General features: G+C 71.2%; 9 protein-coding genes. All 9 read left to right on the top strand.

Annotation, left to right across the window (positions count from 1 at the left end):
• Positions 1 to 247 precede the first annotated feature (247 nt).
• Positions 248 to 1,249, top strand: a complete 1,002-nt coding sequence (locus ACYVLQ_RS07445) for a sigma-70 RNA polymerase sigma factor region 4 domain-containing protein (RefSeq protein WP_460696643.1) — start codon at positions 248 to 250, stop codon at positions 1,247 to 1,249.
• Positions 1,250 to 1,350: 101 nt separating this feature from the next.
• Complete coding sequence (locus tag ACYVLQ_RS07450) at positions 1,351 to 1,662, top strand: pilin (RefSeq protein WP_460696644.1); 312 nt, start codon at positions 1,351 to 1,353, stop codon at positions 1,660 to 1,662.
• 2 nt (positions 1,663 to 1,664) lie between these two features.
• Positions 1,665 to 3,590: a hypothetical protein gene (locus ACYVLQ_RS07455; RefSeq protein WP_460696645.1), complete on the top strand. Its 1,926-nt coding sequence runs from the start codon at positions 1,665 to 1,667 to the stop codon at positions 3,588 to 3,590.
• The gene (locus ACYVLQ_RS07460; protein ID WP_460696646.1) at positions 3,587 to 6,739 is read left to right on the top strand and encodes a TraG/VirB4 family ATPase; all 3,153 of its coding nucleotides are present in this window, start codon (positions 3,587 to 3,589) and stop codon (positions 6,737 to 6,739) included. The genes ACYVLQ_RS07455 and ACYVLQ_RS07460 overlap by 4 nt, the downstream gene beginning before the upstream one ends.
• Entirely contained in the window at positions 6,736 to 7,032 is a 297-nt protein-coding gene (locus ACYVLQ_RS07465; RefSeq protein WP_460696647.1) for a hypothetical protein, read from the top strand. The genes ACYVLQ_RS07460 and ACYVLQ_RS07465 overlap by 4 nt, the downstream gene beginning before the upstream one ends.
• Positions 7,029 to 9,548: a type IV secretory system conjugative DNA transfer family protein gene (locus ACYVLQ_RS07470; RefSeq protein ID WP_460696648.1), complete on the top strand. Its 2,520-nt coding sequence runs from the start codon at positions 7,029 to 7,031 to the stop codon at positions 9,546 to 9,548. The genes ACYVLQ_RS07465 and ACYVLQ_RS07470 overlap by 4 nt, the downstream gene beginning before the upstream one ends.
• Before the next feature lie 92 nt (positions 9,549 to 9,640).
• Positions 9,641 to 10,669 carry a replication-relaxation family protein gene (locus ACYVLQ_RS07475; RefSeq protein WP_460696649.1) on the top strand — a complete coding sequence of 343 codons (1,029 nt, stop codon included), beginning with the start codon at positions 9,641 to 9,643 and terminating at the stop codon, positions 10,667 to 10,669.
• The gene (locus ACYVLQ_RS07480; RefSeq protein WP_460696650.1) at positions 10,669 to 11,673 is read left to right on the top strand and encodes a C40 family peptidase; all 1,005 of its coding nucleotides are present in this window, start codon (positions 10,669 to 10,671) and stop codon (positions 11,671 to 11,673) included. The genes ACYVLQ_RS07475 and ACYVLQ_RS07480 overlap by 1 nt, the downstream gene beginning before the upstream one ends.
• Before the next feature lie 63 nt (positions 11,674 to 11,736).
• The gene (locus ACYVLQ_RS07485; protein ID WP_460696651.1) at positions 11,737 to 11,976 is read left to right on the top strand and encodes a hypothetical protein; all 240 of its coding nucleotides are present in this window, start codon (positions 11,737 to 11,739) and stop codon (positions 11,974 to 11,976) included.
• Positions 11,977 to 12,298: the final 322 nt, after the last annotated feature.

Below are 12,298 nucleotides of genomic sequence, written 5' to 3' on the forward strand. Positions count from 1 at the left end.
GGTGTCACGTCCGTGTAGCGCTCCGCCGGAAGCACACTGCCGATGACTATGCGCAGGTAAATAACACTTCTTGGTGAGGTGTGGTGTGTGGGCGCGGGCGGATGGGGACGGTGTTGTCGCGGTCGTGTGGCGTTCCAGTTGTGTGCGGTGTGGCGTTTGTGTGCGCTTTTTGTAGCGTTTGTGTAGCGCCCGTTCGTGTGTCCTTTCTCGGTCGGATTCATCCCCTATCGAGCAAAGGAGTCGAACAATGGATTCACGCGGCGGGTTTTATTCTCAGAGCTGGGATCGGCGTCGGCATTCGGCGTTGGATGCGGTGCGGGTGGCGTTCGATCGCCTCGCTGATCGGCCGGTGTTCGTGCCGCCGGACGCGGTGCCGGGGCTGGCCGAGCCGCTCACCTCATGGGGACGGTTCAAGGAGACACTGCTCGATCCGCAGTTGCCGCCCGCGACGGGCGACGCGGGGTGGGTGTGGCTGATCGAACGGTTCCGCAGCGACGTGGCGGACGCGGCGGTGGTGTGTGCCGGAACGGCGTGGCCGGTGCTGGTCTCGGTGGCGTCCTGGCTCACCGCGCGGTGCCCGGATGCTGCGGAGGATATCGACGCCGAGGTGGTGGCGGGTTTTCTGGCCGAGTTGCCACGTATCGACCTGCACCGGTCGCGTGTGGTGTACCGGCTGCGGTGGACGGTGTTTCGCCACGGGCTCGCCTACCTCAAACAGGAGCTCGAAGCGCCCGTACCGGTCGGCCTGATCGACGATCCGGACAGCATCGCGCTGCTGGACTCGCTGGGCACCCACGACAGCCCGGGGCAGCAGGAGCTCCGCGAGCAGTCGCTCGATCCGGAATCTCTGCTGGCCGTGGCGGTCGCCGAGGGGGTGATCAGCGACGAAGCCGCCGAGCTGATCGTGGCCACCCGGCTGCAGGGCCGGACGGTGACCGAGATCGCGGCCGAGCGGGACGAGCAGTACAAGCGATTGCACAGTGTTCGGCAGCGTGCCGAACGGCGACTGGCGGCGTGGTTGGCGGACCGCGTCGAGGAGATGGACCCGGCCCGCACCAGCGAGGTCGAAATCCATGCCCTGAGCGCGGCCGACGCACCGTCTCCGGAGCCCTGGATCGCGCCGCCGGAGAAAAAAGTTGGGCAGCGTGTGCCGAAAAGCGGCGGAAATTCCGGATATCGGTCACACGGGGTCGCACCAGACCCCCGCACGCCGTCGTCGCCTCCCGAGGAGGACCGCAAATGCGCATGACCCCGCCCCCTGTCTCGTGTCCTGGTCTCGCCCGGCCCGTAGAGGCCCGGCCGAGGCACCCCCGGCGTCATCCTGGCCGGTTTGTTGCTCGGCTGCTGTTCGTGGTGGCCGCGACCGCCGGTCTGGGCTGGGCGGTCGCTGGTGTGGCGGCGGCGGAGCCGGTGTCGGTTCTTGCGGTGGCGAAGTCGATCGGTGAGGTGCTCGACAACTTGCGGAACTGGCTGATTGGGATCCTGGCCGCCATCGCGACCGTGTGCTTGACCGTCGCCGGCGTCCGGTATCTGGTGTGTGCCGGTGATCCGAGCGAGGTCGAACGCGCCAAGACCGCACTGAAGGGTGCGGCGATCGGGTACGCGCTGGCGATGCTGGCGCCGGTCGTGGTCGAGGTCCTCAAGTCGATCGTCGGGGGCTGACCATGCCCAGCCCCCGCCTGTTCCCGCCCGCCCCGGGCAGGCATCGGCCGCTGTTGTGGCGGCTGATGTCGGTCCTGGTGGTGGTCGCGGCGGTGATTGGGCTCGGTGTCGGCGGCAGCCTGGTGGCTGCCGCCGACCCACCGGCCCCGCCTCCTCCGCCACCGGTCGCGACCACGCCGACAACGCCGCAGCCTGCTCCTACCGGGCCGACTCCCACTGCCCCAGCCACACCGGCAAACCCGGCCACACCGGCGATACCCACCACGCCATCGGCCCCGGGCAGTCCCTCACCGGCCAGCCCCGGCGGGACGGCCCCGGCCGAGCCGTCCGAGACCGCGGATCCCGAGTGCGGGGTCCGCAACATCTCCGGCTGCGTGGCGAAGGCGATCGACGGGTTCTTCCAGCGCCTGGTCGACTCCGCGCTGAACCCGCTGCTCGACCTGTTGTCGCGCACCCTGCTCACCACTCCCGAGCCCGGCGAACTGCCGCGGGTGGGTGAGTTGTGGCAGTCGTCGTGGCAGCTGGTCCTCGCGATGTACGGGCTGCTGGTGATGGCCGCCGGGGTCTTGCTGATGGTCCGCGAGACCCTGCAGGACCGGTGGTCACCGCGCGAGCTGGCGCCCCGGCTTGTCGTCGGCTTCCTCGCCGGGGCGATGAGCATGGTCATCGCGACCCAGGCGATCAGGTTCGCCAACGCCTTCGCCTACGCGCTAGCCGGAGACGGTGTCGACTCGGACTCCGCCACCACCGCGCTGCGCGAGCTGGCCGACACCGGCCCGGCCTCGGCGATCTTCCTCATCCTGCTGAAGGTCGCCCTCGAAGTGCTGCTACTCCTGCTACTCATCGCCTACGTCATCCGGGTCGCGATCACCGTGATCCTCGTCGTCGCCGCACCGCTGGCACTGATGTGCCACGCTCTGCCCGGCCTCGATCAGGTGGCTCGCTGGTGGTGGCGTGCGTTCGCGGCCTGCCTCGCGATCCAGGTGGTGCAGTCGCTGGTGCTGGTCACCAGCGTGCGGGTGTTCCTCACTCCCGGGGGCTGGAATATGTTCGGCCCCAACGCCGACGGCATCGTGAACCTGATCATCGGGCTCGCCCTGGTGGGGGTGCTGGTCAAGACCCCGTTCTGGCTGCTGGGCGCGCTGCGCATCAACCAGGGCCGCAGCTTTGCCGGATCGATCGCCCGCGGCTACCTCACCTACAAGACCTTCGGGCTGCTGCGCGGCGGGGAGAAGGCCGCCACGGCGGCGCTGAGCCGGGGCAAGTCCCGGCAGACCGCAGTGGGTGCTTCCCCGCCGCGGCCGGAACCAGATCCGTACGCACGAGCCCCGCGGGCGACCCGGGATGGGCAGTTGATGCTGCCGCTGAAGGGCGTGCGAAGCGTCAAGCGTCAGCAGCCGCCACCGCCACCGGCGACTCCGCCGAAACCGGCTGCTGACCGAGCCGGTGGTGAGCAACTGATGCTGCCGCTGCCGCAATGGCACCGCGTCGACCTCGGCCCCAAGCCCCGCCTGGGCCGCGACGGCCAATACCGGCTGCCGATCACGGTGACCAGAGTCCCCAAGACCCGGCACCCGGCCGCCCGCCCAGTCACGGCACCACGACCCGGCGTTGGGGCAGCACCGGTTCCGCCACCGCCGCGCCGGGGCCGCCAGCTGGCCCTGGACTTCCGGACCACCGACACCGATCCGGACCCATACACGACGGTCCGGCCCATGCGGGACGGGCAGTACCCACTGCCGATCCCCGTCCGCCGCCGCGTGAAAGCACCGCCACCCACACCGCCCGCTGCCGGTGCCGCACCGCCACCCCCACCCACACCGCCGGTGTCGCGGCCGTCGGGTCGGCAGTTGCATCTGCCGCTGCCTGACCTTCCTGTCAAACGCCGTCGCCGCCCCAGCGATCCGCCTCGAGGAGGCTCCCGATGACCAGCCCCGCCCCGACCCGCATTCCCGCCGACGTCGATCGCCCCGACCGTCTGATCGGCCCGTTCACCGCCCGCCAGCTCGCGATCCTGACCGCCCTCGGTGCGGTCGTGTATCTGGCGTGGATCGCCACCCGCACTGTGATCGCGCCGCCGGTGTTCGTGGCGGTCACGGTCCCGGTCGCGACCACGGTCGCGGTGCTCGCGCTGACCACCCGCCACGGCCTGTCCGGCGACCAGCTCCTGCTCGCCGCCGTCCGGCACCGGCTGCGTGCCCGGCACCTCGTCGCCGCGCCCGAGGGCTTGGCGAAGGTCCCCCGCTGGCTCGCCCGCGCCGCCCGGCGACCCACGCCCCCGGCGCCGAGGGCGCTGACCCGCGACACGATGCCGCTGCCGCGCTCCGTCACCGATGGCACCAGCGGCGAGGTCGGCGTGGTCGATCTCGGCCCGGACGGCCTCGCGGTGATCGCCGCGGTCGGCACCGTGAACCTCGCCCTGCACACCGCTGAGGAGCAGGACAGTCTCGTCGCGCAGCTCGGACATTGGCTGCACTCCCTGTCCCAGCCGGTGCAGATTCTCATCCGCTCGACCCGCCTGGACCTCACCGGGCATGTCACCGGCCTGCGCACCGCCGCGGAATCGATGTCGCCGGAGCTGGCGGTCGCCGCGACCGATCACGCGGATCATCTCGCGGGGTTGGCGAGCGAGGAGCAGCTGCTTCGCCGCCAGGTGTTGCTGGTGTGGCGCGAGGCGCCCGACCTGGCCACTGCGTCCGCGGGCGGCGGGCTGGGTGGGCCGTCGGCTACCGCGCTGGCCGCATCGGTGCTGGGCGGACGGCGCCGCGCTCGCCGTCACCTGACCGCGGCGGCGCGGCGGGCCGCGGAGTCCCGGCTGCTGTGGCGGGTGCACGAGGCCAGCGAACTGCTCGCCCCGCTCGGAGTGACGGTCACCGCGCTCGACCATGCGCAGGCCACCGCGGTCCTGACCAGCGCGACCCATCCCGGCCGGTTGATCCCCGAGACCGCCGACACCGCCGCACCCACGGCAGTTGTCACCACCAGTGGCGGCGACGAGAGCGAGCGTCTCGGAGATTGGGTCGGCGCCGATGGAGGGCCCGGCATCGATCCCACCGACAGCACGCCGGTCTCCGGACAGGCTGAAACGCGCCGCCGCCGGTGGCGCCTCCGCCGCTCTCCGGCCGGGGATGCGGGCGCGTTCGCACCGCATGCGGTGACGATCGGCGCCCGGCATGTCGAGGTGGACTCGGCGTGGGTGGCCACGCTCGCGGTGACCGGATACCCGCGGGAGGTCGGCCCGGCGTGGCTGGCGCCGCTGCTGTCGCACCCCGGCCGGATCGACGTCGCCGTCCACGTCGAACCGGTCGATTCCGTCACCGCTGCGGCACGCCTGCGCAAGCAGCTGGCCCGCATGGAGTCGTCCCGCGCGCACGACGCCGGCCGAGGCCGTCTCGCCGACCCGCAGGTCGACGTCGCCGTCGAGGACGCCGCCGACCTGTCCGCGCGAGTCGCCCGTGGGCACGGCCGCCTTTTCCGCACCGCGATCTACCTCACCGTGCACGCCGATTCCGAAGAGGAACTGGGCGAACAGGTCGCGGCGGTGCGGGCGTTGGCGGCGAGCCTGCTGATCGACACCAGCCCGCTGACCTACCGTGCCGCCGAGGGCTGGGCCGCGACCCTGCCCCTCGGGCTGGATCCGGTGCGGCTGCGGCGCACCTTCGACACCGACGCCCTCGCCGCGGCGTTCCCGTTCACCTCCCCGCAGCTCACGGTCGGTGACCCGGCCGAGATCACCCGCCCCACCGGGGTCCTGCTCGGCCGCGACGCGGGCGGCGGGCTGATGTTCTGGGACCGGTTCGCCGACACCGTCGACAACCACAACCAGGTGGTACTCGGACGGTCGGGCTCCGGTAAGTCCTACCTGCTGAAGGCGGACCTGCTGCGGTCGCTGTACCGCGGGATCGAAGGCATCGTCATCGACCCCGAGGACGAATACCGGCGCCTCGTCGACGCCGTCGGCGGCACCTACCTCCATTTGGGTGCACCGGGCGTGCGGCTCAACCCGTTCGACCTGGAAATCCACACCCGCCCTGACGGCCGCCGTGCCGCGCCCCCGGACGCGCTGACGCGGCGGAAGTTGTTCCTGCACACGGTGATCGGGGTGCTGCTCGGGGAGCAGACTCCCGCGCAGCGGGCAGTGCTCGACACCGCGCTGACCGCCGCCTACGCCGTGGCGGGGATCACCGACGACCCCGCTACCTGGGGCAATACGGCACCGACGTTGAGTGTGCTGCGGGACCAGCTCATCGAGTGCGGTAGCCCGGTCGGCGGCGAACTCGCCGCCGGGCTGGCGCCGTTCACCGGTGCGGGGGCGTTCGCCGGGCTCCTGGATGGGCCGACCACCACCGTGCCCGACGGTGGGCTGGTGGTGTTCTCGCTGCGGGAGCTGCCCGAGGAGCTGAAACCCGCCGGGATCCTCCTCGCCCTGGACGCCACCTGGCGGCGCGTCGCCAACCCCGCTACCCGCCGTCCCCGCCTGGTGGTGGTGCACGAGGCATGGCTGCTGATGCGGCACACCATCGGCGCGGAGTTCCTGCTCAAGGCAGCGAAGTCGTTCCGGAAGCTGTGGGCCGGATTAACGATCGAGACCCAGGACTGCGCCGATGTGCTGTCCACCAAGATCGGCAAGGCCATTGTCTCCAACGCCGCCACCCAGATCCTGCTGCGGCAAGCCCCGCAGGCCATCGACGAGGTCGCGGCAGCGTTCAAACTGTCCGACGGCGAACGCGCCCTGCTGCTGTCCGCACGCCGCGGGCTCGGCCTCTTGTCGACCGGCAGCCACCGGGCCGTATTCGCGGCCTTCGCCTCGGAACTCGAACACGGCCTGATCACCAGCGACCCCCGCGAGCTCGCCGCAACCAGCAGCGAGGGCCGTATCGCCGGTGCCGACGCCGATGTCGATGACGACGGGTGCGTAGCCCTGCCCGAGAACACCACGACCGATATCGGTCTCGGCGCGGCCATTTCCGGCAGCGACGACGACCACGAGACCGACGGCAGCGAGGACGAAAGCCCCGACCTCGAGGACGAGGACGACGAGGGTGAGGGGTTTGTCGAGCTGCCGGAGGCAGAGTGATGTCGCCGTACTGGCTTGCTGAACACGACGGCTACCTGGGGTTGTGCCGGTGGTGCGGCAAACGGTCGTTCGATACCCGCAAGCACGTCAAGAAGTATGCGCGGCACCGCTACCCCGGCAGCGGGCTGCGCGCCTACCGGTGCCGCCACGACCGCCGGTTCTGGCACGTCGGCCACCTCGCCCCCGCAGTGAAGTCCGGCCGCCTGTCCCGCGACGCCTTCTACGCCACCACCCCGTACCCGGACGGGGCGCAACCCGAATACGCAGACACCGATCGGAGGTGGGCAGCATGATCGCAGCCCCCGACCCGCACCACAGCCTGCTCGGCACCCTCCTGCTCGACCCCGGCCAGCTGTGGCGCGAGATCACCGCCACCACCGCCGGACTGCTCGGATCCGGCCCCGCGCTCACCACTCTCGCCGTCGCCGGCGCGATCGTGCTCGCGGCCGGTGGGCTCGCCCGAGCCCGCCGACGCCGGCGGGCCCGCGGCATCGCGCGGGAGGTCACCGTGCTCGTGCCGCCCACCGTGGACGCGAAGGGTGCGCGTGGATTGTGGGCGCACCTGACCGGGCTGCTCGGCCCGGCCTGGAAACGGGCACTGTTCGGGCAACCGCACGTCGCATTCGAGTACAGCGTCACCCCGGAGGCGGGGGCGGTGATCCGGATCTGGGTGCCCGGCACGGTGCCGCCAGGGCTGGTCGAACGCGCCGTCACCTCCGCGTGGCCGGGCGCGCGCACCCGCACCACCAGCCCGGCCGGGCCGCCCCTGCCCGCCCCGGCCGCCGGGATGCAGCGCGTAGTCGCCGGGGGCGAGTTACGGCTGGGCCGCCGCGAAAGCCTCCCGATCCAGGCCGAACCCCTCGGCGGCGACCCCATCCGCGACCTCCTCACCGCCGCCGAAGATCTCGATACCGGGCAAGCCGCCTGCGTGCAGATCCTCGCCCGCCCGGTCACCGGCCGCCGCGTCCGCCGCACCGCCAAGCACCCCGGCCTCGGCATACTCGGACTTCTCGGATCGGTCACGTCCGAACTGCTCGACCTGGTCACACCCGGCCCGGCCCGACGCACACACCGCCCCACCCAGCACACCCCGCACGCACCGGGTGATCGGCAGGCCGCGCTGGAATACTCGGCGGCGGCGCGGGCCGAGGCAGCGAAATCCCGTGGCGCGCACTGGGAAACCCGAGTCCGCTACGCCGCCTCCGTGGATGTGGCCGTCGGCGCCGACCCCGACGCCCTCCGTGTTGCGCGCGCTGTGGCGCGCGGGCGGGCACATGCGCTGGCGACGGTATTCGGGGCGTTCAGCGACCACAACTACTACCGCCGCAAGCGCCGCCCGCTCATTGCTCGCGCACTCGGACAACGGCGGCTCGGCCGCGGAGACCTGCTGTCGATCCCGGAACTGGCCGCGATCGCCCGGCTCCCCCTCGACAGCGATCTACCCGGCCTGGACCGGGCCGGTGCCCGCGCTCTCGCCCCCGCCGCGGTCATCCCGGCTGGGGGTGAGCACACCAAACCGCTGGGTGTGGCCGACTCCGGTGGTGAGCGGCCGGTCGCGGTGCGGGTCGCTGACGGCCGCCATCATTTCCACGTGCTGGGCCCGACCGGCACCGGGAAGTCGAATCTGTTGGGGCAGTGGATCCTCGACGACGTCGACGCCGGCCGCGGCGTGGTGGTTGTCGACCCCAAGGGCGACCTCGTCGCCGACATTCTGGCAAGGCTGCCACGCTGCGCGGCCGACCGGATCGTGCTGTTCGACTCCTACTCGCGCGCCAACCCGCCGTGCGTGAACCCCCTGGACACCGATCCCGCGACCGCGGACCTGGCGGTGGACAACCTGGTCACCATCTTCCGCCGCATCTACTCCCAGCACTGGGGCCCGCGCACCGACGACCTGCTGCGCTCGAGCCTGTTCACCCTCTGCACCCAGCCCAGCACCGCGACCCTCGCCGACGTGCCGCGCCTGTTGACCGAACCCGCCTACCGCGCCCGCCTCACCAGTGGTGTCACCGACCCGGAGGCCCGCGGGTTCTGGACCTGGTACGAAGCACTGTCCGACGCCGGGCGCAGCGAAGTCAACGGGCCCCTGCTGAACAAGCTGCGGCCGTTGTTGATGGGGCGCCCGTTCGTGCGTAATGCGATCGCCGCTGGCCGCTCCACCGTCGACCTCGCCGACGTCCTCGACCACGGCGGCATCTGCCTGGCCCGCCTAGCCAAAGGCGCCCTCGGCGAAGAGACCGTCCGATTGATCGGGTCTCTGCTCGTGGCACGCACCTGGCATACCGCCGCTGCCCGCGCGCGCACCCCGTCCGAGCAGCGTGCCGACGCGTCGCTGATTCTCGATGAGGCCCACAACTTCCTCAACCTGTCCACCCCGGTCGAGGACATGCTCGCCGAAGCCCGCGGACTGCGACTGTCGCTGGTGCTGGCGCATCAGAACCTCGGACAGCTGCCGAAAGAGTTGCGGGACGGGATCTCGGCCAACGCCCGCAACAAGCTGATCTTCTCCGCCTCGCCCGAGGATGCGAAGGATCTCGCCCGGCACACCCAGCCCTGGCTCGGTGAGCACGACCTGACCCACCTCGACGCCTTCCACGCCGCCGCCCGCCTCCTCGTGAACGGGCAGCAGGCCCCGCCGTTCACCGTGGCCACCCGCAAACTGCCGCCCGCGATCCCCGGCCGCGCCCGCGAACTCCGCGCCGCCGCCCGCGCCCGCCTCAACCCACCCACCGCCACCGAGACCCCCGGCCCCGGCACGCCGCCGCAACCCCGCGAGCCCCGGCCACCGGCCCGCGACCCACGCCGGTAACCACCCAACCCGGAACGCGCTGTAGACGCGCGTATTCGGTTGCCGTTCAACGATTCCCGGTTGTCATCCCGTGAAGAGAGGTGGTGTCGGCGATGCCCGACTTCGCGCCGCCGCTTCGGCAGAAAGACCTGCGGGCCACCCGGCACCGCAAACCCGACCCGCCCGATCTCCCCGACCTCGCCGTCCGATTGACCCCGCGGGACCGGTGGCTGTTGCGGATGCTGTACGAGCACCGGGTCCTGACCAGCCACCAGATCGCCGACCTCGCCTTCGGCACGCCCCGCGTCGCCCGCCGCCGTCTGCTCGATCTCTACCGGTACGGGGTCATCTCCCGCTTCACGCCCTACCGGCATTCGGGCACCTGGCCCGCCCACTACATCCTCGCCCCCGCCGGGGCCCAGGTCCTCGCCGCTGAGGAGGGCCTCGATGTCACCGCGCTGCGGTGGCGCTACGACCGTGCGATCGCGGTCGCCGCCGGAATCCAGCTCGCCCACGCCGTCGGCGTCGGCACCTGGTTCATCGCCCTGGTCCGCCACGCCCGCCGCCACCGCGACCGCGAACTGCAGGCATGGTGGTCCCAGACCCGCTGCCAACGCCTGTGGGGCGACCTCGTCCGGCCCGACGCCTACGGCCGCTGGACCGCCGACGGTGCGGGGATCGAGTTCTTCCTCGAATACGACCTCGGCACCGAGAGCCTCACCCAGGTCACCCGCAAACTCGACGGCTACGCACGCCTCGCCGATGCCACCGCCATCACCACCCCGATCCTGCTGTGGCTACCCACCCACCACCGCGAAACCCATGCCCGCGAGCAGCTCCGCACCGCCTGGCGCACGCTCGCTGACCCCACCACCGTCCCGGTCGCCACCGCCGCCGCCGACCTCCTCGACCACTCGGCTGCCGAACCGAGCCCCGCCGATACCGTCTGGCAGCCCCTCGACACCACCGGCACCGACCGCCTCGCCCTGCACCAACTCCCCGCCGCCTGGCCCCGCTACACCCCGCCCGCGGCACATGCCCCCAGCACCAGCGCTGCCGCCGACCCCGCCGATGGGACGGCGCCGCCGACGGTCCTGCCCGCGCCCGCACCCAACCCACCGTCCGAGGCGGGTGAGTCGTGATGCTGACCAAAGCGCTCAGTGTCAGCGGTGCCGCGGTGGTGTTCTGCTCGGTCGTTATCGCCGCGGTCGTCGCCACCGTCGTCGTGTTCGACCGCAGCCTTCCCGTCCCCGGGCCCGCGCCCGGCGGCGGCAGCACGCCGAGCCCGGAAGCCGTCACCGACATCCCGCCCGAACAGCTGGTGCTCTATCAACAGGCCGCTCCCGTCTGTCCCGGCCTGGACTGGTCGATCCTCGCCGGGATCGGCAAGATCGAGACCGACCACGGTCGCTCCGAACTCCCCGGTGTGCATTCCGGCGAGAACAGCGCGGGCGCCGCCGGACCCATGCAGTTCCTCGCCCCCACCTTCGACAGCGTCACCTCCCGCCACCCACTACCGGCAGGCGGCGCGAACCCGCCCTCGCGCTACAACCCCAGCGACGCCATCCACACCGCCGCCCACTACCTGTGCGACTCCGGCGCACCCGGCGACCTCCACTCCGCGATCTTCGCCTACAACCACGCCGACTGGTACGTGGATCAAGTTCTCGACCAGGCCGCCCGCTACCGCCTCACGCCACCGCCGGGCAGCGACGACTGCCGTGCTCAGCAGGCCGCCAGTCCCGCCGCGCTACAAATGATCTCGCTCGCCTGCGCGCAGCTCGGGCAACCCTACGTATGGGGCGGCGACGGCCCCAGCGAGGGCGGCTGGGACTGCTCCGGACTCACCAAAGCCGCCTACGCCACCGTCGGCATCGAGCTGCCCCGCACCACGCACGAGCAAATTCACATCGGCCCACGCATTTCCGAAGACCAACTCCAACCGGGAGATCTCGTGTTCTACGGCACCGACGCCGACGTGCATCATGTCGGCCTTTATCTCGGCGGCGGGAAAAAAGTGCACGCCCCGACATTCGGAATGCCTGTCCAGGTGGGTGATCTCCGATACCCGGGAGATGACTATTACGGGGCGACCCGTCCCGCCGCAATTCCGCCCTCGACGCCGGGTGCCAATCCGCAAACCTGACCCCGAATTCAGGATCTCGCCTCGACAGTAGCACCTCGAATACACAGAAGAAGGAGTCCCGCCATGGCCACCACCGCCCGGAAAACGATCAGCGCGCTCGTCGACTCCCCGTACCAGCCGACCGGCAGCACGCACCTCGCCCACCACATCGAACAGACAGAGATCCCCCTTGCCGCAACCCGAGCTGACTGCCGACACCAAGACACCCTCTGCCTCGACTGCGTCGCACTGTGGCTCCAGGACCACCTGTTCACCGAACCACTCCCGTGGGACAGCACCCACCCCACCGACACCGACACATAGACCCCCGCGCAGGACAATCGGGCCGCGGTGGAAAAGCAAACCGCGAAAAGCCCGCGAAACCCGGACCGGAATTCCGGTGTGTTCCTTCTCGAGCCAAGTCGGCCTGTGTTGATGAAAGGCCGCCGGTCAGTCAGGGGAATCGGTGCCACGCCAGGGCCGCCCGCCCCACCACCGTTCCCCGTTGTGGCACTCAGGACACCGCGGGTACCACTCATTGTGGACCACCAACATCGCGGCCAGCACGGCCGACTCGATCGGGCCGGGCCTGTCGACGGAGTGACCCCCGAGCGGTGCCTGCATCAGACGCTCCGCGACTCGAGCT

The organism is Nocardia thraciensis (assembly GCF_054782435.1).